This window comes from Arthrobacter ginkgonis, from assembly GCF_039540195.1.
Lineage (GTDB): Bacteria > Actinomycetota > Actinomycetes > Actinomycetales > Micrococcaceae > Zafaria > Zafaria ginkgonis.
On sequence record NZ_BAABEO010000019.1, the window covers coordinates 20,146 to 43,167 of the forward strand.

Here is a 23,022-nt window from a genome sequence, read left to right on the forward strand (position 1 = left end):
GCACCTCCTTTCCGTCCGGGGAGCCGTGAACGCTCCCGTCCGCCATCCATGGTAGAGGCCCGCGCGCGGCGACGACAGGGGGTGCCAAGGGATTGGCAGGGGCGTTCGCCGACGGCGAAGTCCAAAAGGAACGGCGCACACGCGAAAGGCCCCCGGTAAACCGGGGGCCTTTCGCGTGTGCTTCGAGGAAGCAATGGAGCGGACAACGGGATTCGAACCCGCGACCTCCACCTTGGCAAGGTGGCGCTCTAGCCAACTGAGCTATGTCCGCAAGTGGATTTCCCCGCGTGGGGGATTCTCCGTGCGCGATACTGGGATCGAACCAGTGACCTCTTCCGTGTCAGGGAAGCGCGCTACCGCTGCGCCAATCGCGCCTGCCGTGTGGGCTGCCCTGGAGCAGCCGTGCAGGCCGTCAATTCGATGCCGGCCGGGGGCCTGCATGTCCTTGGAGCGGACAACGGGATTCGAACCCGCGACCTCCACCTTGGCAAGGTGGCGCTCTAGCCAACTGAGCTATGTCCGCATTTGGAGTTGTGTCCGCAAGGGAACTCCCCGCAGGGGATTCTCCGTGCGCGATACTGGGATCGAACCAGTGACCTCTTCCGTGTCAGGGAAGCGCGCTACCGCTGCGCCAATCGCGCCTGTGAAGGCGGTCCGCCCAAGCATGTTGCCCGGACCGCTTCATTCAAGGCTGCAAGCATACCTTATGCGAGGTGGGGACGGGATTCGAACCCGCGTATACGGCTTTGCAGGCCGCTGCCTCGCCTCTCGGCCACCCCACCGTGACCTGAAACGGTGACCCGTTCCCGGCTGGACCGGCGAACCGGCCACATTCAGTGACTTGCGAGCGGACAACGGGATTCGAACCCGCGACCTCCACCTTGGCAAGGTGGCGCTCTAGCCAACTGAGCTATGTCCGCGTGTGGTTTCGGCAACCTTCTGCGCTTCGTTTCCGAGCCGCTTCGGTGCGTTCCAACGAGTGAAGACTCTATACGACGAATCGTCGAAGTGCAAAACCGGACGCGCCCGGCCCGGCCGCGGGCACGTTCCGCCCGCCGCAGCCGGTCCCCACGTGCTCCCGCAGGTCAGCGCGGAAACGGGGCCAAGCGGTCGGGGAGGCATGCCAGAATCGTGGGCATGACTTCCCCCGCCCTGGCCCACCAGACCCCCTACGGGCGCATGTACTCGCGCCGCCTCGGCGGCACACCGGAGGTTCCCTCCATCACCAACGTCATCGGCCAGGCAGACGCGGGCATGGGCGGGTGGATCGGGCACATGGCCGCGACCGCCGTCGTGCAGGACCAGCGCCTGGCCGCCGCCGTGGGGGACCCGGCCAAGCTGCGCGCCGTCGCCCGCGAGGCCTCGGGGGCCGCCGACGCCTTCCGCGACGCCGCGGCCGCGCGCGGGGACCGCGTGCACCACTACTGCGAACAGGTCGCGCTGGCCGCGCTGGGCCGGCCCGACGAGGCCGGGGCGGCGCGTGCGGCCCTGGAGGAGCACGGGGAGGGGGCCTTCGCGGCCCGCTTCGACCAGTGGTGGGAGACCTATCGCGTGGTCCCGCTGGCCGCCGAGGTCACGGTGTGGAACCACGCGGTCGGCTACGCGGGGACCTTGGACCTGGTGGCGGAGATCGGCGGGCGGGTGTGCCTGATCGATTACAAGACCAAGGGCACCGACCGCGAGGGAAGGGTCAAGGCGTTGGATCCGAAGGTGGTGATGCAGTTGGCCGCCGGATGCAAGGCGGAGGAGATGCTGGTCGATCCCCAGGCCGGGACCTGGGAACCCTGGCCCTACGGCGCGGACCCGATGCTGCTCGGAGTGGCGATCGGCGAAACCGAGGTCCGGCCGATGATGGTGGACCCCGCCGTCCTGCCCGCCTACTGGAGCCGCTTCTGGGCCCTGCGGCAGGTGTGGGCCTCCGGGCTGAAGGTGCAGGAGGCCGGCGTGCCGCTGCGCCCGGTTGGCCCGCCGCCGGTGCCGGCAACCTGAGGGAGCCGGCCGGTTGGGGTGCCGGCCGGTGCCCCCGCAGTAGAATGGCTGAATGCCCGCTCCCGGCCACGGGGCGGCGCCAAAGGAATCCACAGCACATTGCCGGCCCCGCCGGCGGGAGGGGAGCTCAGCCCATGGCCGTCCTGGGAATCCGCATCGTGGGGGACCCGGTCCTTCGCACGCGGGCCGAAGAAGTGACCGATTTCGGTCCCGAACTGCGCAAGCTGGTCCGCGACATGGACGAGACCATGGAGAACGTGGAGGGCGCCGGACTGGCCGCCCCGCAGGTCGGGGTCGGCCTGCGCGTGTTCACCTTCCAGATCGAGGGCCGGCGCGGACACATCGTGAACCCGGTGCTGGAACTGAGCGAGGACTTCCAGGAGGACCGCATCGAGGGCTGCCTGTCCATTCCGGGCCTGGGCTACCCGGTGCCGCGCCGGCGCTGGACCCGCGCCACCGGCGTCGACGTCGACGGCAACCCCGTGGTGGTCGAGGGCGAGGGCTTCCTGGCCCGGTGCCTGCAGCATGAAACCGACCACTTGGACGGCATTCTCTACATCGATCGCCTCCAGGGCGAGAACAAGAAGGACGCCTTGCGCCGCATCCGCAACGCCGGATACAACCGCGTGGCCGAGACCACCGTCGCGACCCGCGCCAAGAGCCTGGGCTCCGCGTTCGGAACCAGCCTGTGAGGGTCCTCTTCGCCGGAACGCCCGAGGTGGCCGTACCGTCGCTGGACCGCCTCGTCGCGGACGGCTTCGACGTGGTGGCCGTGCTGACCCGCAAGGACGCCCCGGTGGGCCGCAAGCGCGTGCTGACGCCCTCGCCGGTCGCTGCGCGCGCCGCGGAACTGGGCCTGCCCGTCATCCGGGCCAACCGCATCGACGCCGCCGCGCAGGAGGCCATCCGCGCCGCCGGCCCCGACGTGGCCGCGATCGTCGCCTACGGCGGACTGGTCCCGCCGGCCGCGCTGGGGATCCCGCGCCACGGCTGGATCAACCTGCACTTCTCCCTGCTGCCCGCCTGGCGCGGCGCCGCCCCCGTCCAGCACGCCGTGATCCACGGCGACGACGTCACCGGTGCCGTCACGTTCCTGCTGGAGGAGGGGCTGGACACCGGGCCCGTCTACGGCCAACTGACCGAGGCCGTCGGCCCCGACGACACCGCCGGAGCGCTCCTGGCCCGGCTGGCGCAGAGCGGTTCCGTGCTGCTCTCGCAGACCCTGGCCGGCATCGATGCAGGAAAGCTGGTGGCGGTGCCGCAGGCCGGTGACGTGTCGCTGGCCCCCAAGCTGGGCCTCGAGGACGGCCGCGTCGACTGGAACGGTCCCGCCCTGGCCGTGCGCCGCCGGATCAACGGCACCACCCCCGAGCCCGGGGCGTGGACCACCCTGGAAGGCCAGCGCTTCAAGCTCGGTCCCGTCCAGCCCCGCACGGACGCGGACACGCTGGAACCGGGCCACGTGGCGGTCCTGTCGGGCAAGCGCCCGCGCGTGCTGGTGGGCACGGGATCCCATCCGGTGGAACTGGGCACCGTCCAGCCGGCCGGCAAGAAGACGATGGATGCTTCCGACTGGGCCCGCGGGCTCGGCGGCGAAACGAAGGTGGTGTTCGCATGAGCGAACGCGGAAACAGCGGAAACAGTGGCGAGCGCCGCAACGAACAGGGACGCCAGCGCAACCGCGGAGCCTCGGGGGAGCGCCGGTTCAGCGTCGCCGCCCCCTCCCAGCGCAAGCGCCGGGCCGACCCCGCCCGCCTGACCGCCTTCGAGGTCCTGCGCGCGGTGGCCGAGGAGGACGCCTACGCGAACCTGGTGCTCCCGGCGCGCATCCGCGAGAACCGGCTGGACAAGCGCGACGCCGGCTTCGCCACCGAACTGGCCTACGGCGCCCTCCGCGAGCAGGGCCTCTACGATGCGGTGCTGGCCCGCTGCGTGGACCGGCCGCTGGACCAGCTCGACGGGGCGGTGCTCGACGCCCTGCGCCTGGGCACCCACCAGCTGCTGTCCATGCGCGTGCCCACCCATGCGGCCCTGGACGAAACCGTGGGCCTGGCCCGTGCCGTCATCGGTGCCGGCCCCTCGGGGCTGATCAACGCGGTGCTGCGCAAGGTTGCCGCCCGCGACCGCGACGAATGGGTCGCCGAGCTGCTCCAGGGCCTGGACGACGACGTGTCCCGCTCCGCGCTCGAGCACAGCCACCCGGAGTGGATCGTCCGCGCGCTGCGCCAGTCGCTGGCCGCCCACGGCCGCCGCGCGGAGGAGATCGAGGACCTGCTCGCCGCCGACAACCAGGCCCCGGTGGTCAACCTGGTCGCCCTCCCGGGCCTGGGATCCCTCGACGAGGCGCTCGCGCAGGGCGCGGAGCCGGGCACCCTGGTTCCGGGTTCGGCCTACTACGCCGGCGGGGACGTGTCCCGGCTGGACTCCGTGCGGGCCGGCACCACCCGCGTCCAGGACGCCGGTTCCCAGCTCGTGGCCCGGGCGCTGGCCGATGTCGCCCTGCCCGAAGGCGGGCGCGACTCCGTGTGGCTGGACCTCTGCGCCGGTCCCGGAGGCAAGGCCACCCTGCTGGCCGCCATCGCCGCCGGCCGCGGCGCCACGCTGACCGCCAACGAACCGACACCGCACCGCGCCGAACTGGTCCGCAAAGCGCTCCACGCCGTTCCGGAGGACCACTGGATCCTGACCGTCGAGGACGGACGGGACTACGGCAACGCCGCCAACGCCGGGCGCTTCGACCGCATCATGGTCGACGCCCCCTGCAGCGGCCTCGGCGCCCTGCGCCGCCGCCCCGAATCCCGCTGGCGCAAGTCGCCGAAGGACGTCGCCGAACTGACCATCCTGCAGGGCGAGCTGCTGGATGCCGCGCTGTCCGCGCTGCGCCCCGGCGGCGTCGTCGCCTACGTCACCTGCTCGCCGCACCCGGCCGAAACGCGCGCCGTCGTCGAAGACGTGCTCAAGCGCAACCCCGACGCACGCCTGCTGGACACCGGGGCCGCGGCGGACGCCGCCTGCCTGGACGGCACCCTCGGCACCCTCGGCGCCGCGCACCCGCTCGACGCCGCCCGTCCGGGAGACGGAGACGCGGCACTGGGAAACACCGTCCAGCTGTGGCCGCACGTGCACCGCACCGACGCCATGTTCCTTGCCCTGCTCACCAAGGGGGCCGCCGGCCGCCCTGCCACGAAGGACTGATTTATGCGTTCCTGCCGCGTCCACCCCAGCATCCTCTCGGCCGACTTCGCCAATCTCGAGGCCGAACTGCACCGGATCGACACCGCCGACGCCGTGCACGTCGACGTGATGGACAACCACTTCGTCCCGAACCTGACCCTGGGGCTGCCGGTCGTCGAGCGCATCGGACAGGTCAGCCCGGTGCCGCTGGACGTGCACCTGATGATCTCCGACGTGGACCGCTGGGCCCCGGGCTACGCCGACGCGGGAGCCGCGTCGGTGACCTTCCACGCGGAGGCCTCGGCGGCGCCGGTGAAGCTGGCCCGCGAACTGCGTGCCCGCGGCGCGAAGGCGTCCCTGGCCCTGCGCCCGGCCACCCCGGTGGAACCGTACCTGGACATGCTGCCGGAACTGGACATGCTGCTGCTGATGACCGTGGAACCGGGCTTCGGCGGCCAGGCGTTCCTGGACCTCGTGCTGCCGAAGATCCGCCGGGCGCGGGCCGCGATCGACGGAACCGGCCTGCCGATCGCCCTGCAGGTCGACGGCGGCATCACCCGGGACACGATCCTGCGCGCCGCCGAGGCCGGGGCCGACGTGTTCGTGGCCGGCTCCAGCGTCTACGGCACCGAGGATCCCGCGGCGGCGGTGGAAACGTTGCGCAATGTGGCACAGGCAACTCTGGCTGCGACCGAACATGTGGTTGAATGAATGTACAACTACAGAACGTGCTCCGGGGTCGGTGAAATTCCGAACCGGCGGTGATAGTCCGCGACCCGCGGTGCCCTCGGCACCACGGCTGAGCCGGTGGAATTCCGGTACCGACAGTAAAGTCTGGATGGGAGAAGCACGTACAGGGTAGCTCAGCCGGTTCGGCGCATCCTTTTGGGGATGCCCGGCCGGATCCGCCGCACTGTCGTAACCCCCGGAGCCGCCGCGGCTCACGAGGAGGAACGATTGAAATCCCTGCGGTGGCTCATTGAAGTCAACACCACTACCGCCACCACGGCGGCCCTGACCGGCCTGTGCGCCGGTCCATCCGCCGGTACGCCACGGGTCCGCGCTTTCCGGACGGTGCGCTGATGCCCGCCGGCCACGCCCCCGCACCCGCCGCCGGAAGCGGCGCCACCTTCACCGACGCCGAGCGCTCCGCCATGGAACTGGCCCTGGCCGAGGCCGGCCGCGGCGTGCGCGGCGCCAACCCGCTGGTCGGCGCCGTGGTGCTCGGACCAGACGGCACCGTGCGCGCCGTCGGGCACCACCGCGGCGCCGGAACCCCGCACGCCGAGGCCGCCGCGCTGGACGCCCTCGGCCCCGTGGACCCCGCCGAGGCGGCCCTGCTGACCATGGCCGTCACCCTCGAGCCCTGCAACCACACCGGCCGCACCGGCCCCTGCGCCGGGGCGATCGCCGCCGCGGGGATCGGCCGCGTCGTCTACGCCACGGCCGACGGCACCGACCGGGCCGGCGGCGGAGCCGAGTTCCTCGCCGCCCGCGGCACCGAGGTCGCCTCCGGCCTGCTGGGGGAGCGCGCCCGCGAACTGAACCACCGCTGGTTCGCCGCCCGCGCCGCGCAGCGGCCCTTCACCACCCTCCACCTGGCTCAGACCCTGGACGGGCGCATCGCCGCCGCCGACGGCACCAGCCAGTGGATCACCGGCCCCGCCGCCCGCGACCACAGCCACGGCGTGCGCGCCCGGGCCGATGCCATCCTCGCCGGCACCGGCACCGTGCTCGCCGACAACCCGCGCCTGACGGCCCGCAACGCCGACGGCACCGCGGCGGCGCGGCAGCCCCGCCGCGTGGTCATGGGCCGGCGCGAAGTTCCCGCGGACGCCGCCGTGCGCGGGGACGGAAACTGGACCCAACTGGCCACCCACGACCCGTCCGAGGCCCTGGCGGCCCTGGCCGCGGACGGCACCGACCACGTCATGATCGAGGGCGGCGCCGCCATCGCCACCGCCTTCCTGGCCGCGGACCTCGTCGACGAGGTCTGGCTGTACCAGGCTCCGCTTTTCCTCGGCGCGGGCCGGCCCGCCGTCGGGGACCTCGGCATCGGCACCCTCGCCGACGCCCGCCGCTGGCGGCTGGACGACGCGGGCGGTCCCGCGCACCAGCGCCTCGGCGACGACGTCGCACTCCACCTCGAACCAGCGCCCGCCCCGGCGCACAACGCGCCCACCCGCGCGGAAGAAAGGAACTGAGCACCATGTTCACCGGCATCATCACCGGCCTCGGCCGCGTCGAAGCGATCCGCCCCGCCGGCGAGGGCGACGCCGTCGTCCTCACCGTCTCCGCCCCCAGGCACGCGGCGGATTTGGGCCTGGGCGGCTCCATCGCCGTCAACGGCGTCTGCCTCACCGCGATCTCCTTCGAGGGGGACAGCGTCGAGATCGACGTCATGGGGGAGACCCTGCGCCACTCCACCACGGGAGCGCTCCAGGTCGGCGACACCGTCAACCTTGAACGCTGCGTCCCCGCCGGCGGCCGCCTGGACGGCCACGTCGTCCAGGGCCACGTGGACGGCATCGGCGCCCTGATCGAGCGCGAGGACCTGGGCAACTGGGAGCGCCTGCGCTTCTCCATCCCGCGCGACCTGGCCCGCTACGTGGCCCGGAAGGGATCGATCGCCATCGACGGCACCTCGCTGACCGTCACCGACGTCTCCCCGGCCTCCGACCCGGAGCAGTGGTTCGAGGTCGGACTGATCCCGACCACCCTGCGCGAGACCGTCATGGGCCTGCGCGCCCCGGGCGACCCCGTCAACCTGGAAGTGGACGTTATGGCCAAGTACGCCGAACGGCTGGCCGCCTTTGCCGGAGAGGATGCACGATGAGCCTGCTGGACCCGATCGAAGACGCCATCGCGGCCATCGCCGCCGGCCGCCCCGTCGTCGTCGTCGACGACGAGGACCGCGAAAACGAAGGCGACATCATCTTCGCCGCCGAATTCGCCACTCCCGAACTCATGGGCTGGACGGTGCGCTACACCTCCGGGGTCATCTGCTGCCCGATGCCCGGCGGCCACGCCGACGCCCTGGGCCTGCCGCCGATGGTGACGAACAACCAGGACGCCAAGGGCACCGCCTACACCGTCTCCTGCGACGCCGCCTCCGGCGTGAGCACGGGCATCAGCGGCGCAGACCGCGCGGTCACCGCGCGCCTGCTTGCGGACCCGGACTCCAACTCCGCCCACATCACCCGCCCGGGCCACATCTTCCCGCTGCGTGCGGTCGAGGGCGGCGTGCTGGCCCGCCGCGGACACACCGAGGCCTCGGTGGACCTGTGCCAGTTGGCCGGCCTGGAGCCGGTGGGCGTGATCGCCGAACTCGTCCACGACGACGGCACCATGATGCGGCTGCCGGCGCTGCGCGAGTTCGCCGACCAGTGGGAGATCCCGCTGGTCAGCATCGAGGACCTGGCGGCCCACCTGACCGGTTCCGGCGCCCGCGCCCCGGAGCCGACGGCGCCGGCCGCCGTCGTGGGCGGGCCCGTGGTGCAGCTGCCCACCCCGCACGGCACCTTCGCCGTGCAGGCGTGGACCGACCGGGCCAGCGGCGACGAGCACTTCACCCTGTCCATGCCCTCGGTGCATGAGGCCCCGCTGGTGCGCCTGCACTCCGAATGCCTCACCGGGGACATCTTCGGCTCCTACCGCTGCGACTGCGGCGAGCAGCTGGAATCCGCGCTCAAGGCCATTGCCGCCGAGGGCGGCACGGTGGTCTACCTGCGCGGGCACGAGGGCCGCGGGATCGGCCTGGCCAACAAGATGCGCGCCTACGCCCTGCAGGACGGCGGAGCGGACACCGTCGAGGCCAACGAGCAGCTCGGGCTGCCCGTGGACGCGCGCCGGTACGACGCGGCCGCGGCGATCCTGCACAGCCTGGGCCTGGAGCGGATCCGCCTGATCACCCACAACCCGCTCAAGAGCCGGTGGCTCGGCCAGGCCGGCATCCAGGTGGAGGAGCTGATCCCCAGCACCATCGGCGCGCGCCCCGAAAACGAGCGCTACCTGCGCACCAAGATCGAGCGCATGAGCCACAGCATCGACCCGGCCGCCTTCGGCGCCGGCACCCCCGAATAAGGAGAGACGGAAAACATGAGTGGACACGGAGCACCCTCCGTCGGCGCAGCAGAACTCGCGGCGGCCGGCGAGTCCGGCCTGAAGGCAGTGGTCGTCGCCGCCAGCTGGCACCAGGAGGTCATGGACGGGCTGGTTGCCGGCGCGCTGCGCGCCGCCGCCGACGCCGGCATCGCCACCCCCGAGGTGGTGCGGGTGCCGGGCGCGTTCGAGCTGCCGATCGCCGCCGCCAGGCTGGCCCCCGCCTACGACGCCGTCGTCGCGCTCGGCGTCGTTATCCGCGGCGGGACCCCGCACTTCGACTTCGTCTGCCAGGGCGCCACCGCCGGGCTCACCGACGTCTCCGTAAGGACCGGCACCCCGGTCGGCTTCGGGCTGCTCACCTGCGACACCGAGCACCAGGCGCTGGACCGCGCGGGCCTGGCCGACTACAACGACGGCGCCGGGTCCGCCGAGGACAAGGGCCACGAGGCCATGGCCGCGGCGCTGCAGACCGCACTGGTGCTGGCCGGCCGCTAAGAGAGCCCGGCCGGATGACGGCGGCGCGGCGCCTTCCGCAGGGAAGGAGCCGCGCCGCCGTTCGTGGGTGGCCGCCGTCATCTCCGGCCCCGGCGGGGTGTGCTTCGTCACAATGCGGGGGGCGTTGCCCACCGCCGCGGGGCCAACGGATACCCTTGGATGGTGAAAAGCTTTGACACCCTCTTCTCCGAACTGGCCGAAAAGGCCGAGGCCCGCCCGGCGGGCTCCCGCACCGTCGCGGAACTCGATTCGGGGGTCCACGGCATCGGCAAGAAGATCGTCGAGGAAGCCGCGGAGGTCTGGATGGCGGCCGAGTACGAGTCCGACGAGGCCGCGGCCGAGGAAATCTCCCAACTGCTTTACCACCTGCAGGTTCTGATGCTGGCCAAGGGCCTGAGCCTGCAGGACGTCTACAAGCACCTCTAGCCGCCTGCGCCATCGAGCTCCGGCGGCTTTCGCCTGTCCACGTCCTGCCCCGCATCCCTTCAGAACCAGAAAAGAGCCGCACCATGCTGCGAGTAGCCGTGCCCAACAAGGGCTCCCTGTCCGAAGCCGCCTCCGCCATGCTGACCGAGGCCGGATACCGCCAGCGCCGTGACAACCGCGAGCTGGTCCTGGTGGACCCGGACAACGAGATCGAATTCTTCTACCTGCGCCCCCGCGACATCGCCGTGTACGTCGGCCGCGGCATCCTGGACGTGGGCATCACCGGCCGCGACCTGTACATGGACGCCGAGGTCAACGGGGACGTCGAGGAACGGCTGCCGCTGGGCATCGGGGCCTCCACCTTCCGCTTCGCCGGCCCCGTCGGCGACTTCTCCTCCGTCGCCGAGCTCGCCGGCCGCCGCATCGCCACCAGCTACGACGGCCTGCTGCGCGGCTACCTGGCCGAGCGCGGGATCGACGCCAAGGTGGTCCGCCTGGACGGCGCCGTTGAGTCCTCCGTGCGCCTGGGCGTCGCCGACGCGATCGCCGACGTCGTGGAGACCGGCAACACGCTCAAGGCCGCCGGCATGGAGATCTTCGGGGAGCCGATCCTGCGTTCCGAGGCCGTAGTGATCGGCCGCGCCGGTCAGGCCCCCGCCGGGCTGGACGTACTGCTGCGCCGTCTGCAGGGCGTCCTGGTGGCCCGCCAGTACGTGATGGTCGACTACGACGTGCCGCGCGAGCTCGTCGAGGCCGCCTGCGCGATCACCCCGGGGCTCGAGTCCCCGACCGTGTCCCCGCTGAAGGACTCCGACTGGGTCGCGGTGCGCTCGATGGTGCGCAAGAGCACCACCAACCGCGTCATGGACGACCTCTACGACCTGGGCGCCCGCGCCATCCTGGTCAGCACGATCCACGCCTGCCGCATCTAAGGAGCCGCACATGACTGTCGCGATCCGCGTCATCCCCTGCCTCGACGTCGACGCCGGCCGCGTGGTCAAGGGCATCAACTTCGAGGGCCTGCGCGACGCCGGCGATCCCGTGGAACTGGCCAAGCGCTACAACGCCGCCGGCGCCGACGAACTCACCTTCCTCGACGTGACCGCATCCTCGGGCAACCGCGAGACCACGTTCGACGTGGTCTCGCAGACGGCCGAGGAGGTCTTCATCCCGCTGACCGTCGGCGGCGGCGTCCGCGCGGCCTCCGACGTCGACCGGCTGCTGCGCGCCGGGGCCGACAAGGCCTCGATCAACACCGCGGCGGTCGCCCGCCCGGAGGTCATCAACGAGATCACCGAACGCTTCGGCTCCCAGGTGCTGGTGCTGTCCGTGGACGCGCGCCGCACCACCGACCCGGGCTGCCCGTCGGGCTTCGAGGTCACCACCCACGGCGGCCGCACCGGCACCGGCATCGATGCCGTGGCCTGGGCGAAGGAGGCCGCCGAGCGCGGCGTGGGGGAAATCCTGCTGAACTCCATCGACGCCGACGGCACCAAGGAAGGCTTCGACCTGGACATGATCCGTGCCGTCCGCGCCGCGGTGAAGGTCCCGCTGATCGCCTCCGGCGGCGCCGGCAAGCCCGAGGACTTCCCGCCGGCCATCGCCGCCGGTGCCGACGCCGTGCTCGCCGCATCCATCTTCCACTTCGGACCCGTGGACATGATTGCGAGGGTGAAGCAGGCCATCAAGGAGGCTGGTTTCCCTGTTCGCTGACCCCACCTACCTGCACCGCCTGATGGCCGAGGCCTGGCCCTCGATCGAGCGCGGCGCCGTGGACGGCTGGACCCTGCGCTTCGCCGCGGGGGTCACCCAGCGCGCCAACTCGGTGCTGCCGCTCGCCGCCCCGGAGGACCTGGACGCCGCCGTGGCCGAGGTCGAACGCCGCAGCGCCGAACGCTGGCTGGACGCGTCCTTCCAGATCAGCCCCGTGACGCAGCCCGCCGACCTGGACGAACGCCTCGCGACCAAGGGCTACCGGGCCGGAAGCCCCACCCTGGTCCAGATCATGGACGGGGACGAGCTCCAGCGCTTCGCCGACGCCGAGTCGGACGTGCGCGTGGAACTGGCCGCGGAACCGGACCCCGAATGGCTCGGGGTCTACCTGCAGGAGGAAGGCCCGTACACCACGGAGGAGCAGGCCGTGCTGCGCCGGATCCTGGTGGGCGCGCCGGCCGTGTACGCGTCCCTGCGCGTGGACGGGCACACCGAGTCGATCGCCCGGATGGCCCTGGTCGACGGGTACGGCGGCCTCTCCTGCGCGGTGACCCGCACCGATACCCGCCGCCACGGCTACGCCCGGCTGGTCCTGGAGGCGCTGCTCTCCGACGCCGCCCGGCGCGGGCTGGCCGGCGTGTGGCTGCAGGTGCGCGAGACCCGCGTCGGGGCGATCCTGCTCTCCCACTCGCTGGGGTTCAGCACCGCCACGCAGTACCACTACCGCACCCGGGAGCTGACCCCCTAGCCGTCAGCTGTATCGGCGGACGGTGCTGGCCCAATACGGCTAGCCCTTGCGGTGGCGGGGGCCCGCGGTGCTGCCCTGCCCGTCAGAACCCCGCCGGCCGGCGTCGTGCCCCTTCGTGCCCTGGTCCTTCGTGCCCTGCCCCTCGGCGGCCAGCCGCGCGATGGCGTCAGCGGTTCCCTCGAAGGTGACCAGCGCGTGGCCGCGCCGGCCGAACGCGTGCATCAGCAGCTCGGACGGCTCCCCGGTGACCGCCACGGCCGAGGCCGCGCGCTTGGCCACGTGCCGCACCCCGTCGGGCCGGACCAGGATGATCCCCACCGGACTGCGCCGGTAGAGCAGGCGGGAGCCGCGCACCAGGGAGTGCCACAGCGCCTCCGAATAGTCGTTGTCCAGCACCCGCGGGGCCCAGCGCTCACCGGCCCGGCGCACGTCCTCGGTGTGCACGAAGAACTCCACCAGGTTGGCGGCGTTGTCCACGCGGGGAAGCGCCAAGGGGGACCAGCGCGGCGGACCGGAACGGAAGCGCTCCACCAGGGCCGCGTACGGCGCCGTGCCGGCCGACTCCGCTGCCAGCTCCTCGACCGCGCGCTCGAACCGGGCGGCCAGCGGCTTGGCGACGATCCCCGCGGCCAGCGGGCTGTGCTCGCGCAGCACCAGGTGCGCGGCGAGGTGGCGGGTCTGCCAGCCGGCGCACAGGGTCGGCTCGTCGGGGCCGGCGGCCAGGAGCACCTCGGCCAGGACTTCGCGGGAAGGGTGCACGAAACGCTTCACGCTGGCAACCTAGCACGCATCGCACCCGGGGTGGTGCCCGACGCACTAGACTTGCTAGCGATGTCCGAATACCCAGCCCCCGCCACCGATCCGGCCGCCCCTGCTTCGGCACTGGACCCGCGGATCGCCGCCCGCCTCAAGAAGGACGCGGCCGGCCTCGTGGCCGCCGTCTGCCAGCAGCACGACACCGGGGAGGTGCTTATGCTCGGCTGGATGGACGAGGAGGCCCTGCATCGGACCCTCACCACCGGGCGCGTCACCTTCTACTCGCGCTCGCGGCAGGAATACTGGCGCAAGGGCGACACCTCCGGACACATCCAGCTGGTCAAGTCCGTGGCGCTGGACTGCGACGGCGACGCCCTGCTGGTGCGCGTGGACCAGGTCGGCGCCGCCTGCCACACCGGCACCCGGACCTGCTTCGACGGCCGCGACCTGGACGCCGCCGTCGGCACGCCCGAGGCCTAGCCGCCCCGCCGGGCCGACGCGCCCGGCCCCCGCCCTGCCCCCACCGTGTCAGCCACGGCAGGGTCAAACCAAGACAGCGCCAAACGCCACGACAGAGTCAAACCAAGAGAGCCGCCACCTATGCATGCACTCGGGGTCGTCACCCCCACGCTCGAGGGATTCCGCGAACTTGCCCGCACCCGCCGCGTCATCCCCGTCTCGATCCGCGTCCTGGCGGATTCGCTGACCCCCATCGCCCTGTACACCCGGCTGGCGGCAGGCCGGCCCGGAACGTTCCTGATGGAAAGCGCCGCCGCGGGCGGAGTGTGGAGCCGCTACTCCTTCATCGGCACCGGGGCGCCGGCCACGCTGACCACCCGCAACGGGGAGGCCCACTGGCTGGGCACCCCGCCGGCCGGGCTGCCCACCACGGGCAACCCCGTGGAGGTGCTGCGGGAGACCGTTGCGATGCTGCGCACCGAACCGCTCGAGGGCCTGCCGCCGTTCACCTCCGGCATGGTCGGGTTCGTCGGCTGGGAGGCCGTGCGCCGCTGGGAGAAGCTGCCCAACCCGCCGCACGACGACCTCGGCATGCCCGAGCTGGCCATGAACCTGGTCGGGGACATGGTGGTGCACGACAACACCGACGGCACCGTCACGCTCATCTCCAACGCGATCAACCAGAACGGCCTGGAGGCCGGCGTCGACGGCGCCTACTTCCACGCCGTGGAGCGCGTGCAGAACATGCTCGAGGCGCTGGAGGGCCCGGCCGAGGGCCGCGTCTCCACCTACTCCGGCACCGACATTCCCGCCGACGAACTCATGGCGGCGGTGACCCACAGCTGGGACGAAGGCTCCTACCGGCAGGCGGTGCTGCGCGGCAAGGAGGCGATCGTCGACGGCGAGGTCTTCCAGGTGGTGATCTCCCGCCGCTTCGAGCTGGAAACCGACGCGGATCCGCTGGATGTCTACCGCATCCTGCGCGCCACCAACCCCAGCCCCTACATGTACCTGTTTACGCTCGAGGACGCCGACGGCGGCAGCTACTCGATCGTGGGCTCGTCGCCGGAGGCGCTGGTCACCGTCAACGGGCGCGACGTGGTCACCCACCCGATCGCCGGCTCCCGCCCGCGCGGGGCCACCCACGACGAGGACCAGGCGCACGAGCACAGCCTGCTGGCCGACGAGAAGGAAAAGGCCGAGCACCTGATGCTGGTGGACCTGGCCCGCAACGACCTCTCCAAGGTGTGCGTGCCCGGCTCCGTCGAGGTCACCCAGTTCATGGAGGTGGAGCGCTTCAGCCACATCATGCACCTGGTGTCCAACGTCGTGGGCCACCTGCGCGGGGACGCCACCGCCTACGACGTGCTCGCCGCGACGTTCCCGGCCGGAACCCTCTCCGGGGCCCCGAAGCCGCGCGCCCTGCGCCTGCTCGACGAGGTCGAGCCGCAGCGCCGCGGCGTCTACGGCGGCGTGGTCGGCTACCTGGACTTCGCCGGGGACATGGACATGGCCATCGCCATCCGCTCGGCCCTGCTCAAGGACGGGCGCGCCTACGTGCAGGCCGGCGGCGGCATCGTCGCCGACTCGGACCTGGACGCGGAGGCGCTGGAGACGGTCAACAAGTCCGCCGCCCCGATGCGCGCCGTCTGGGCCGCATCCAGCATGCGTCCGGCGGCCGGGGCCACTCCGTGAGCAGCCCTCCCGCAGGCAACGGCGGGGCCCGCCCCCTGGCCTCCCGCCGCAACGTGCTCGCCGCCGCGCTGCTGGGAGCGGTGGCCGCCCTGGCCACCACCACCCGGACCTGGATCCGCGTGGTCCCCGACGCCGCGTCCGTGCGCATCCCCCAGATCGACGTCGCAGGATCCGACGCGGCCACCGCGGTGGCGGCCCTCGCCGTTGTCGCCCTGGCCGGCGCCGTCGCCGCCGCGATCGCCGGCCCCGTGGCCCGGCGCATCATCGCCGTGCTGCTCGTGGCCGCCGGGGCCGGCATCACGGCCGCCTCCGTGGGCGTGGTCCTGGACCCGCAGGGCGCGGCGGCCGGGGCCGTCGGCACCGCCACCGGCATGCCCGCCGTCGCCGGCACGTACACCGTCCTGGTGTGGCCGTGGATCGCCGCCGCCGCCGGCGTGTGGATGGCCCTGGTCGGCGTGGTGCTCTTCGTTGCCGGCCGCGGCTGGAAGGGCAGCCGCAAGTATGCGGCCGCTCCGGCGGCCTCCGGCACTGCGGCTTCCAACGCTGCGGCTTCCAACAACACTGCGGCGTCCGACGCCGCGCAGCCTGACGGTGGTGCCCAGTCCGACAGTGGTGCCCAGCCCAAAAGCGCAGGACAGGCCCCGGATTCGGAGCGGCTGGACGAGATCGACGGATGGGACAGCCTGTCCCGCGGCGAGGACCCCACGGGCTGACCCGCGACGGGCCGCCGAATGGCGGTCCGGCCGCGGAATCAGTGGCAGAATGTAAAGAAGTTCTGCCCGGGGCGTACGTCCCGGGCCAACGACGTGATGAGGAGTACCCCGACCATGGCAACCAACACCGCCGCGAACAACGCCCCGGCCATCGACCCGATGCATGCCGAGCCGGCCGGCCACGGCAACAGCATCGCCGCCTGGAGCGCCGTCGCCGTTATGCTGGTGGGCACCCTGATCGGCTGCGTCGGCTACACCCTGGCGAACCTCCCGGTCCTGCTCGGCGGCGTCGCCGTGATCGTCCTCGGCCTCGTTGTCGGCGGCGCCCTGAAGGCCGCCGGCTACGGCGTCGGCGGCAGCAAGACCAAGTCCAAGGAACACTAGGGGTGACGGTACTCGACGACATCATCGTCGGGGTCCGCGAAGACCTCCAGCAGCGCCGCGAGGCGCTGGGCGACGTGGAGATCCGCGAGCGCGCCCTGGCCGCCGCCCCGGCACGCGACGCGTTCGCGGCCCTTGGCGGCACCCCGGACGGCACCGGCCGCGACACCGTCCTGCGCGTGATCTCCGAGGTCAAGCGCAAGAGCCCCTCCAAGGGCGCGCTGGCCGAGATCCCGGAACCGGCCGCGCTGGCCGCCCGCTACGTGGAGGGCGGGGCCTCCGTGATCTCCGTGCTCACCGAGCAGCGCCGCTTCGGCGGCTCGCTGGCGGACTTCGACGCGGTGCGCGCCGCCGTCGAGATCCCGCTGCTGCGCAAGGACTTCACGGTCGATGCCTACCAGATCTGGGAAGCGCGCGCCCACGGCGCGGACCTGGTCCTGCTGATCGTGGCCGCGCTCGACGACGCGACGCTCGCCTCGTTCCTCGCGCTGACCCGCGAACTGGGCATGGAGGCCCTCGTGGAGACGCACACCGAGGAGGAGGTCGACCGGGCCGTCGCCGCCGGCGCCCGCATCATCGGGGTCAACGTGCGCAACCTCAAGACCCTCGACGTGGACCGCGGGAACTTCGCCCGGCTCGCCGGGCGGATCCCTGAGTCGGCGGTCATCATCGCCGAATCGGGCGTCCGCGACGCCGCCGACGTGGCCGAGTACGGCTCGCACGGCGCCGACGCCATCCTGGTCGGCGAGGCCCTCGTCAAGGACAACGACCCCGTCGGCGCCCTGCGCGCCTTCATCGGGGCAGGCACCGCCGCCCGCCCGGCGCGCACCGCCTGACCGCGGATGGTTCCGGGGCGCACCCGTACCGCGGAACCATCCGGCAACCGGACCTTCGGGCAACCGGCACCTTCCAGCAAGCAGCCCCTTCCAGCAAGACAGGACGGCCCATGACCGAGACCCCAGCCCAGCAGCCCGAGCAGGGGAAGGACGCGGCCGACGCCTTCCTGGCCGGCGGCACCAGCCTGCGCAACGCCCCCGGACCGTACTTCGGGGAGTACGGCGGCCGCTGGATGCCGGAGTCCCTCATCGCGGCACTGGACGAACTTGAGGCCACCTTCGCCGCGGCCAAGGACGACCCCGAGTTCGTGGCCCAGATCCGGGACCTCAACCGGAACTACTCCGGCCGGCCCTCCCTGCTGACCGAGGCCAAGCGCTTCTCCGAGCACGCCGCGGGCGTGCGCATCTTCCTCAAGCGCGAGGACCTGAACCACACCGGATCGCACAAGATCAACAACGTCCTGGGCCAGGCCCTGCTGGCCAAGCGCATGGGCAAGACCCGCCTGATCGCCGAGACCGGCGCCGGCCAGCACGGCGTGGCCAGCGCCACCGCCGCCGCGCTGTTCGGCATGGAATGCGTGGTCTACATGGGCGAGGAGGACACCCGCCGGCAGGCGCTGAACGTGGCCCGCATGGAACTGCTTGGCGCCACGGTGGTCCCGGTCACCGCGGGTTCGCGCACCCTCAAGGACGCCATCAACGAGGCGCTGCGCGACTGGGTCGCCAACGTCGAAAACACCCACTACCTGCTCGGCACCGCCGCCGGCGCCCACCCGTTCCCGGCGATGGTCCGCTACTTCCACGAGGTCATCGGCGAGGAGGCCCGCGAGCAGATCCTGGCCCAGACCGGCCGGCTGCCCGATGCGGTGTGCGCCTGCATCGGCGGCGGATCCAACGCGATCGGCATCTTCCACGGATTCCTCGACGACCCGTCCGTGGAGCTGTACGGCTTCGAGGCCGGGGGGGAGGGCGTGGACACCCCGCGCCACGCCGCCACCATCACCCTGGGCCGCCCGGGCGTGCTGCACGGCGCCCGCTCCTACCTGATGCAGGACGAGGACGGGCAGACCATCGAGTCCCACTCCATCTCCGCCGGCTTGGACTACCCGGGCGTGGGTCCGGAGCACTCCTACCTCTCCGACATCGGCCGCGTGAAGTACGAGCCGGTCACCGACACCGAGGCCATGGACGCGTTCCGCCTGCTGTGCCGCACCGAGGGCATCATCCCCGCCATCGAGTCCTCCCACGCCCTGGCCGGCGCGCTGCGCCTGGCCAAGCGCAAGGTGGAGGCCGGCGCCGTGCCGGAGGAAACCATCATCATCGTCAACCTCTCCGGCCGCGGAGACAAGGACGTGGCAACCGCCGCCGAGTGGTTCAACCTCGTCGAGAACCCGGAAGGTCTGGAGCACTAATGCAGAGCAAGTCCGCAGCAGCGATCGAACGCGCCCGCGCCGAGGGCCGCCCGGCCCTGGTGTGCTACCTGCCCGCAGGGTTCCCCGACGTGCAGACCACCATCGACGCCGCCGTCGCCATGGCCGAGAACGGCGCCGACATCATCGAGGTCGGCATCCCCTACTCGGACCCGGTGATGGACGGCTCCGTCATCCAGGCCGCCACCGTGCAGGCCCTCGCCGACGGCTTCCGCGTCGCCCAGGTCTTCGACGTCGTCCGCGGCATCACCGAGCGCTGCGACGCCGCCGTCCTGGTCATGACCTACTGGAACCCGGTCATGCGCCTCGGCGTCGACGAGTTCGCCCGCCGCCTCGCCGAGGCCGGCGGCGCGGGCCTGATCACCCCGGACCTGATTCCGGACGAGGCCGCCGAGTGGTTCGAGGTCTCCGACAGGTACGGGCTGGACCGCGTTTTCCTGGTGGCCCCCAGCTCCACCCCCGAGCGCATGAAGGCCACCGTCGAGGCCAGCCGCGGCTTCGTTTACTGCGTGTCCGTCATGGGCGTCACCGGCGCCCGCGACCAGGTCTCCTCCGCCGCGGAGTCCGTGGTGGCCGCGGCCCACGCCGCCGGCGCCGAGCGCGCCTGCGTGGGCCTGGGCGTCTCCAGAGCCGAGCACGTGCGGGAGATCGGCTCCTACGCCGACGGCGTGATCGTCGGCACCGCGCTGGTGGCCGCCCTGCGCGACGGCGGGGTGGAGGCCGTGGGCCGCCTCGCCGCCGAGCTGTCCGGCCGGGCGAAGGCCGGGGCATGAGCCTGGCCGCCGTCACCGGAGCCGCCGCCCAGCTGTCCCTGCAGGTGCAGGCCTCGATCCCCAGCCCGCCCCCCGAATGGTCCAAGATCACCCTGGGGCCGCTGACGATCCACGCCTACGCGCTGTGCATCCTGGCCGGCATCGCGGCGGCCCTGTGGCTGACCAACCGGCGCTGGAAGGCCAAGGGCGGCCCGGAGGGGGTGGTCTGGGACATCGTCATCTGGGCGATCCCGTTCGGCATCATCGGTGGCCGGCTGTACCACATCTTCTCCTCCCCGGACGCGTACTTCGGCCCGGGCTTCGACGGCACCGGCGACCTGACGCTGACCTGGCAGATCTGGCGCGGAGGCCTCGGCATCTGGGGTGCGGTCGCGCTCGGTGCCGTCGGCGCGTGGATCGGCTGCCGGCGGGCGGGCGTGCGGCTGAGCGCCTTCGCCGACGCCGCCGCGCCAGGGGTGCTGCTGGCCCAGGCGATCGGCCGCTGGGGCAACTGGTTCAACCAGGAGCTCTTCGGTGCCCCCACCACGCTCCCGTGGGGCCTTGAGATCGACGCGACCAGTCCGAACTTCCCGGCCAGCGTCGCCGCCGGCACCCTGTTCCACCCGACGTTCCTCTACGAATGCCTCTGGAACCTGTTCGGCGTCGCGCTGCTGCTGCTGATCGACCGGCGGTTCCGGCTCCGCCACGGCGCCATGCTGTGGGCCTACGTGGCCTACTACACGATCGGGCGCGTCTGGATCGAGTCCCTGCGCATCGACGACGCCGAATGGATCACCCTCCTGGGGGTGACCCAGCGCCTGAACGTGTGGACCAGCATCCTGCTGATCATCGTTTCGCTCGCGGCCCTGGTCTTCTGCCTGGTCCGATACCGCGGGCGCGGACTCGAGGAGATCTACCTCCCCGGCCGCCGTCCGGTGGAGGCCGCCGCAGCGGCCGCCCCGACTGGAGCCGCCCCGGCCGAAGCCTCCCCGGAGAAGGCACCGGCGGTGGAAGCCTCCCCTGCCAAAACGTCGCCGGCGGAAACGTCACCGGCGGAGGGAAAGAACGCCACCGCCGAGGGCGCGGAGCCGGCGGCAGGGGACACCCCGGCCCGCCCCGAGGCCGCCGCCGACAACCCCGGAAGCGGGACGGCCCGGCCGTAGGGTCCGGCACGCGCCGCGCTCGCGCCGCCTCGCTCCCTCTTCCCCCGCACGCGCCGCGGGTCCCGTTGAAACGGGGCCCGCGGTTCGCCTTTAACCGGCCGCCGGCCGCCGGTAACGGCGCAATAACAATGGGGTGATAGGGGAAGGGGCATGTTTGACGCACCCGATCGCCGAGGAGGACCGTAGTGACCAGCCGGAAGGAATCCCAAGGCCCTGTCTGCCGATACACAGTCCGCCGATACCCCGTCCGCCGCCACGCCGTCCGGAGGCGCCGGTGCCTCCACCCCCGAAGGAACTGACACGCCATGGTCCGCGGTCCCCACTCCGAACCCGTACCCGATGATGCCACTCCGCGAGACCCTGCACCCCTGGACCCCGCACCCCTGTGCTTCACCCCGCTCAGCGGTCCCGGCGGTGCGGCGCCGGTGGACATGGACGTGCGCCTGCAGCGGCTGCTGGCCTGGCGCCAGCACGGACAGTCCAAGCCGGCCACCGCCAGCACCGTCGCGGACGAGGTCGCGGTCATCGCCAAGGTCAGCGACGTCGCGCGGTTCGAGGCCCTGTCCGAGGTGACTCCCGGCGTGGTCGTGGGAGGAATCGCCGCGGACGGAACCGCCATCGTGACGGCGCGCATACCCGTGCAGAGGCTCGACCACGTGCGCAGCCGGGGCTTCGTCCTCAGCCTCAAGGCGGCGCAACGCCTCTCGCGGGAGCTGCAGGCCACCGTCGGCGAGATCCACGCCAGGCCCGAGGACCTGCCGCCCGGCAACCCCCACGGAGGCCAGGGCGTCGTGGTCGGAATCGTCGACACCGGCTGCGACTTTGCGCACCGGAACTTCCGGGAGGCCGGCGGCGGTACCCGGATCGGCAAGCTGTGGGACCAGAACGCCAGGGGGCAGGGAGAACCGGGCTTCGCCTACGGCGCCGTCCATTCGGCGGCGGCCATCGATGCCGCGCTCCTGGGCGCGGGGGATCCCTACGCCGCCCTGGACTACTGGCTGGACCCCGCCGAACCCGCCCACGGCACCCACGTGATGGACATTGCGGCAGGCAACGGCGCAGGGACCGGAATTCCCGGAGTGGCCCCCCAGGCCCGGCTCATCTTCGTCGACGTCGCCAACAGCGACATCCCGTGGAGCGGTTCGCAGGTGGTCGGAAGCAACTTCGGCGATTCGGTCCAGCTGCTCGAGGCGCTGGCCTTCATCTTCCGGGAGGCCGGGTCCACGCCGTGCGCCGTCAACGTCAGCCTGGGCACCAACGGCGGGCCCCATGACGGATCGACCCTGGTCGAACAGGGCATCGACCGCCTGCTGGCCCAGGCGCCGAACCGTTCGGTCTGCATTGCCGCCTCCAATTCCCATGAAGACGGCATCCACGCCGCCGGGACCGTCCCGGCGGCCGGCTCCCACGACCTGGCCTGGGTGGTGGCCCCCGGCGACCGGACCCAGAACGAACTGGAACTCTGGTACCCGGGAAGCGCCGCGCTGCGGCTGGAACTGGTCTCGCCCGAGGGCCTGAGCGTGGGCAACCTCGAACCGGGGGAGAGCGGCACCGCATCCCAAGGGGGCCAGGTGGTCCTCTTTGCGGCCAACCGGCTGTCCGATCCCAACAACGGGGACAACACGATCGGCGTTTTCGTCGCGCCCAGCGTCTCCCCGGGCCGGTGGGTCCTCCGGCTCACCTCCACCACCGGGGACCCCGTCCCGTTCCATGCCTGGATCGAGCGCGACGACAAGGGCCAGTCGACGTTCGAGGCGCCGCTGGACAACACCCACACCATCGGCTCGATCTCCTGCGGGCACAACACGATCGTGGTCGGTTCCTACGACGCCCACAAGCCGGCCCTGCCGCTGTCCTGGTTTTCCAGCGCCGGGCCCACCCGGGACGGCCGGCAGAAACCGGAGGTCTCCGCGCCGGGCCACAACGTCCGGGCCGCCGCGTCCCGGTCGGTGACGGGAAGCACCCGGATGTCGGGCACCAGCATGGCCAGTCCGGCGGTCACCGGCTGCGTGGCCCTGCTGCTGGCCGAAGCTGCCGCGCAAAACCGCTCGCTCACCGCCGCCGAAATCAGGTCGATGGCGGTCCAGGCCGCCCGTTCCGATCCGCCCGTCGGGGCAGCCTGGGACGACCGGTACGGGGCAGGACGGGTCTGGGCCGCGGGAATGATCGCGCTGCTCTAGCTTCCTGC

Annotated in this window: 23 protein-coding genes, 6 tRNA genes and 1 riboswitch; of the genes, 22 read left to right on the forward strand and 7 right to left on the reverse strand. The window is 72.2% G+C overall.

Annotated features, from left to right (window positions below):
- Nucleotides 1-194: 194 nt before the first annotated feature.
- From ABD912_RS13335 to ABD912_RS13360, 6 genes are all read right to left on the reverse strand, one after another.
- A tRNA-Gly gene (locus ABD912_RS13335) sits at nucleotides 195-271 on the reverse strand.
- A 31-nt stretch (nucleotides 272-302) separates the two neighbouring features.
- Nucleotides 303-374: transfer RNA gene (locus tag ABD912_RS13340), tRNA-Val, on the reverse strand.
- Nucleotides 375-446: 72 nt separating this feature from the next.
- A tRNA-Gly gene (locus ABD912_RS13345) sits at nucleotides 447-523 on the reverse strand.
- A 46-nt stretch (nucleotides 524-569) separates the two neighbouring features.
- Nucleotides 570-641 (reverse strand) — tRNA-Val (locus tag ABD912_RS13350).
- 70 nt (nucleotides 642-711) lie between these two features.
- Nucleotides 712-782: transfer RNA gene (locus tag ABD912_RS13355), tRNA-Cys, on the reverse strand.
- A gap of 64 nt (nucleotides 783-846) precedes the next feature.
- Nucleotides 847-920 (reverse strand) — tRNA-Gly (locus ABD912_RS13360).
- A gap of 217 nt (nucleotides 921-1,137) precedes the next feature.
- On the opposite strand from ABD912_RS13360, the gene ABD912_RS13365 reads away from it, so the two are divergent.
- The 13 genes from ABD912_RS13365 (at nucleotide 1,138) to ABD912_RS13425 (ending at nucleotide 12,649) form a co-directional block, all read left to right on the forward strand.
- Nucleotides 1,138-1,989 (forward strand): cytochrome, encoded by an 852-nt coding sequence (locus ABD912_RS13365; protein WP_345151432.1) that lies wholly within the window; start codon nucleotides 1,138-1,140, stop codon nucleotides 1,987-1,989.
- A 134-nt stretch (nucleotides 1,990-2,123) separates the two neighbouring features.
- Entirely contained in the window at nucleotides 2,124-2,681 is a 558-nt protein-coding gene (gene def / locus ABD912_RS13370) for a peptide deformylase (RefSeq protein ID WP_345151434.1), read from the forward strand.
- Nucleotides 2,678-3,607 carry a methionyl-tRNA formyltransferase gene (gene fmt, locus ABD912_RS13375; RefSeq protein WP_345151436.1) on the forward strand — a complete coding sequence of 310 codons (930 nt, stop codon included), beginning with the start codon at nucleotides 2,678-2,680 and terminating at the stop codon, nucleotides 3,605-3,607. The genes def and fmt overlap by 4 nt, the downstream gene beginning before the upstream one ends.
- Nucleotides 3,604-5,184, forward strand: a complete 1,581-nt coding sequence (locus tag ABD912_RS13380; protein ID WP_345151438.1) for an RsmB/NOP family class I SAM-dependent RNA methyltransferase — start codon at nucleotides 3,604-3,606, stop codon at nucleotides 5,182-5,184. The genes fmt and ABD912_RS13380 overlap by 4 nt, the downstream gene beginning before the upstream one ends.
- A 3-nt stretch (nucleotides 5,185-5,187) precedes the next feature.
- Nucleotides 5,188-5,874 (forward strand): ribulose-phosphate 3-epimerase, encoded by a 687-nt coding sequence (gene rpe, locus ABD912_RS13385; RefSeq protein WP_345151440.1) that lies wholly within the window; start codon nucleotides 5,188-5,190, stop codon nucleotides 5,872-5,874.
- Between the two features lie 14 nt (nucleotides 5,875-5,888).
- Nucleotides 5,889-6,017, forward strand: a riboswitch (FMN riboswitch).
- Between the two features lie 228 nt (nucleotides 6,018-6,245).
- The gene (ribD, locus tag ABD912_RS13390) at nucleotides 6,246-7,367 is read left to right on the forward strand and encodes a bifunctional diaminohydroxyphosphoribosylaminopyrimidine deaminase/5-amino-6-(5-phosphoribosylamino)uracil reductase RibD (RefSeq protein WP_345151442.1); all 1,122 of its coding nucleotides are present in this window, start codon (nucleotides 6,246-6,248) and stop codon (nucleotides 7,365-7,367) included.
- 5 nt (nucleotides 7,368-7,372) lie between these two features.
- Entirely contained in the window at nucleotides 7,373-7,999 is a 627-nt protein-coding gene (locus tag ABD912_RS13395) for a riboflavin synthase (protein WP_345151444.1), read from the forward strand.
- Nucleotides 7,996-9,246 carry a 3,4-dihydroxy-2-butanone-4-phosphate synthase gene (gene ribB / locus ABD912_RS13400; RefSeq protein WP_345151446.1) on the forward strand — a complete coding sequence of 417 codons (1,251 nt, stop codon included), beginning with the start codon at nucleotides 7,996-7,998 and terminating at the stop codon, nucleotides 9,244-9,246. Before ABD912_RS13395 ends, ribB begins: the two co-directional genes overlap by 4 nt.
- 15 nt (nucleotides 9,247-9,261) lie before the next feature.
- Complete coding sequence (gene ribH / locus ABD912_RS13405) at nucleotides 9,262-9,762, forward strand: 6,7-dimethyl-8-ribityllumazine synthase (RefSeq protein WP_345151448.1); 501 nt, start codon at nucleotides 9,262-9,264, stop codon at nucleotides 9,760-9,762.
- A gap of 162 nt (nucleotides 9,763-9,924) precedes the next feature.
- Nucleotides 9,925-10,188 carry a phosphoribosyl-ATP diphosphatase gene (locus ABD912_RS13410; RefSeq protein WP_149957073.1) on the forward strand — a complete coding sequence of 88 codons (264 nt, stop codon included), beginning with the start codon at nucleotides 9,925-9,927 and terminating at the stop codon, nucleotides 10,186-10,188.
- A gap of 83 nt (nucleotides 10,189-10,271) precedes the next feature.
- Nucleotides 10,272-11,120, forward strand: a complete 849-nt coding sequence (gene hisG / locus ABD912_RS13415; RefSeq protein WP_345151452.1) for an ATP phosphoribosyltransferase — start codon at nucleotides 10,272-10,274, stop codon at nucleotides 11,118-11,120.
- A gap of 10 nt (nucleotides 11,121-11,130) precedes the next feature.
- Entirely contained in the window at nucleotides 11,131-11,901 is a 771-nt protein-coding gene (gene hisF / locus ABD912_RS13420) for an imidazole glycerol phosphate synthase subunit HisF (RefSeq protein ID WP_345151453.1), read from the forward strand.
- Between the two features lie 22 nt (nucleotides 11,902-11,923).
- A complete protein-coding gene (locus ABD912_RS13425) occupies nucleotides 11,924-12,649 on the forward strand; it encodes a GNAT family N-acetyltransferase (RefSeq protein ID WP_345151454.1) in 726 nt (241 codons plus the stop codon).
- A 39-nt stretch (nucleotides 12,650-12,688) separates the two neighbouring features.
- On the opposite strand, the gene ABD912_RS13430 is transcribed toward ABD912_RS13425, so the two are convergent.
- On the reverse strand, nucleotides 12,689-13,420 hold the full coding sequence (locus ABD912_RS13430) for a TIGR03085 family metal-binding protein (RefSeq protein WP_345151455.1): 732 nt from the start codon (nucleotides 13,418-13,420) through the stop codon (nucleotides 12,689-12,691).
- Nucleotides 13,421-13,480: 60 nt separating this feature from the next.
- Here ABD912_RS13430 and hisI point away from each other — a divergent pair, with 60 nt between their 5' ends.
- The 9 genes from hisI to ABD912_RS13475 all read left to right on the forward strand — a co-directional run bounded on the left by hisI (nucleotide 13,481) and on the right by ABD912_RS13475 (nucleotide 23,014).
- Nucleotides 13,481-13,885 (forward strand): phosphoribosyl-AMP cyclohydrolase, encoded by a 405-nt coding sequence (hisI, locus tag ABD912_RS13435; protein ID WP_345151457.1) that lies wholly within the window; start codon nucleotides 13,481-13,483, stop codon nucleotides 13,883-13,885.
- A gap of 120 nt (nucleotides 13,886-14,005) precedes the next feature.
- On the forward strand, nucleotides 14,006-15,559 hold the full coding sequence (locus ABD912_RS13440) for an anthranilate synthase component I (RefSeq protein WP_345151458.1): 1,554 nt from the start codon (nucleotides 14,006-14,008) through the stop codon (nucleotides 15,557-15,559).
- Nucleotides 15,556-16,272 carry a Trp biosynthesis-associated membrane protein gene (locus ABD912_RS13445; protein WP_345151460.1) on the forward strand — a complete coding sequence of 239 codons (717 nt, stop codon included), beginning with the start codon at nucleotides 15,556-15,558 and terminating at the stop codon, nucleotides 16,270-16,272. Before ABD912_RS13440 ends, ABD912_RS13445 begins: the two co-directional genes overlap by 4 nt.
- A gap of 114 nt (nucleotides 16,273-16,386) precedes the next feature.
- Complete coding sequence (locus tag ABD912_RS13450; protein WP_345151461.1) at nucleotides 16,387-16,656, forward strand: HGxxPAAW family protein; 270 nt, start codon at nucleotides 16,387-16,389, stop codon at nucleotides 16,654-16,656.
- A 2-nt stretch (nucleotides 16,657-16,658) separates the two neighbouring features.
- Nucleotides 16,659-17,489: an indole-3-glycerol phosphate synthase TrpC gene (gene trpC / locus ABD912_RS13455; RefSeq protein WP_345151463.1), complete on the forward strand. Its 831-nt coding sequence runs from the start codon at nucleotides 16,659-16,661 to the stop codon at nucleotides 17,487-17,489.
- Nucleotides 17,490-17,599: 110 nt separating this feature from the next.
- Nucleotides 17,600-18,901 carry a tryptophan synthase subunit beta gene (gene trpB / locus ABD912_RS13460; RefSeq protein ID WP_345151465.1) on the forward strand — a complete coding sequence of 434 codons (1,302 nt, stop codon included), beginning with the start codon at nucleotides 17,600-17,602 and terminating at the stop codon, nucleotides 18,899-18,901.
- Nucleotides 18,901-19,692, forward strand: a complete 792-nt coding sequence (gene trpA / locus ABD912_RS13465) for a tryptophan synthase subunit alpha (protein ID WP_345151466.1) — start codon at nucleotides 18,901-18,903, stop codon at nucleotides 19,690-19,692. The genes trpB and trpA overlap by 1 nt, the downstream gene beginning before the upstream one ends.
- Nucleotides 19,689-20,834 carry a prolipoprotein diacylglyceryl transferase gene (gene lgt, locus ABD912_RS13470; protein WP_345151467.1) on the forward strand — a complete coding sequence of 382 codons (1,146 nt, stop codon included), beginning with the start codon at nucleotides 19,689-19,691 and terminating at the stop codon, nucleotides 20,832-20,834. The genes trpA and lgt overlap by 4 nt, the downstream gene beginning before the upstream one ends.
- A gap of 305 nt (nucleotides 20,835-21,139) precedes the next feature.
- Nucleotides 21,140-23,014 carry a S8 family serine peptidase gene (locus ABD912_RS13475; RefSeq protein ID WP_345151468.1) on the forward strand — a complete coding sequence of 625 codons (1,875 nt, stop codon included), beginning with the start codon at nucleotides 21,140-21,142 and terminating at the stop codon, nucleotides 23,012-23,014.
- The last annotated feature ends 8 nt before the right edge of the window (nucleotides 23,015-23,022 follow it).

What these genes read in the sequence shown, in the direction of transcription:
- ABD912_RS13365 (WP_345151432.1), top strand. Translation starts at nt 1,138, where the DNA reads ATGACTTCCCCCGCCCTGGCCCACCAGACCCCCTACGGGCGCATGTAC.
- def (WP_345151434.1), top strand. Translation starts at nt 2,124, where the DNA reads ATGGCCGTCCTGGGAATCCGCATCGTGGGGGACCCGGTCCTTCGCACG.
- ABD912_RS13380 (WP_345151438.1), top strand. Translation starts at nt 3,604, where the DNA reads ATGAGCGAACGCGGAAACAGCGGAAACAGTGGCGAGCGCCGCAACGAA.
- rpe (WP_345151440.1), top strand. Translation starts at nt 5,188, where the DNA reads ATGCGTTCCTGCCGCGTCCACCCCAGCATCCTCTCGGCCGACTTCGCC.
- ribD (WP_345151442.1), top strand. Translation starts at nt 6,246, where the DNA reads ATGCCCGCCGGCCACGCCCCCGCACCCGCCGCCGGAAGCGGCGCCACC.
- ABD912_RS13395 (WP_345151444.1), top strand. Translation starts at nt 7,373, where the DNA reads ATGTTCACCGGCATCATCACCGGCCTCGGCCGCGTCGAAGCGATCCGC.
- ribB (WP_345151446.1), top strand. Translation starts at nt 7,996, where the DNA reads ATGAGCCTGCTGGACCCGATCGAAGACGCCATCGCGGCCATCGCCGCC.
- ribH (WP_345151448.1), top strand. Translation starts at nt 9,262, where the DNA reads ATGAGTGGACACGGAGCACCCTCCGTCGGCGCAGCAGAACTCGCGGCG.
- hisG (WP_345151452.1), top strand. Translation starts at nt 10,272, where the DNA reads ATGCTGCGAGTAGCCGTGCCCAACAAGGGCTCCCTGTCCGAAGCCGCC.
- hisF (WP_345151453.1), top strand. Translation starts at nt 11,131, where the DNA reads ATGACTGTCGCGATCCGCGTCATCCCCTGCCTCGACGTCGACGCCGGC.
- ABD912_RS13425 (WP_345151454.1), top strand. Translation starts at nt 11,924, where the DNA reads ATGGCCGAGGCCTGGCCCTCGATCGAGCGCGGCGCCGTGGACGGCTGG.
- hisI (WP_345151457.1), top strand. Translation starts at nt 13,481, where the DNA reads ATGTCCGAATACCCAGCCCCCGCCACCGATCCGGCCGCCCCTGCTTCG.
- ABD912_RS13440 (WP_345151458.1), top strand. Translation starts at nt 14,006, where the DNA reads ATGCATGCACTCGGGGTCGTCACCCCCACGCTCGAGGGATTCCGCGAA.
- ABD912_RS13450 (WP_345151461.1), top strand. Translation starts at nt 16,387, where the DNA reads ATGGCAACCAACACCGCCGCGAACAACGCCCCGGCCATCGACCCGATG.
- trpB (WP_345151465.1), top strand. Translation starts at nt 17,600, where the DNA reads ATGACCGAGACCCCAGCCCAGCAGCCCGAGCAGGGGAAGGACGCGGCC.
- trpA (WP_345151466.1), top strand. Translation starts at nt 18,901, where the DNA reads ATGCAGAGCAAGTCCGCAGCAGCGATCGAACGCGCCCGCGCCGAGGGC.
- lgt (WP_345151467.1), top strand. Translation starts at nt 19,689, where the DNA reads ATGAGCCTGGCCGCCGTCACCGGAGCCGCCGCCCAGCTGTCCCTGCAG.
- ABD912_RS13475 (WP_345151468.1), top strand. Translation starts at nt 21,140, where the DNA reads ATGGTCCGCGGTCCCCACTCCGAACCCGTACCCGATGATGCCACTCCG.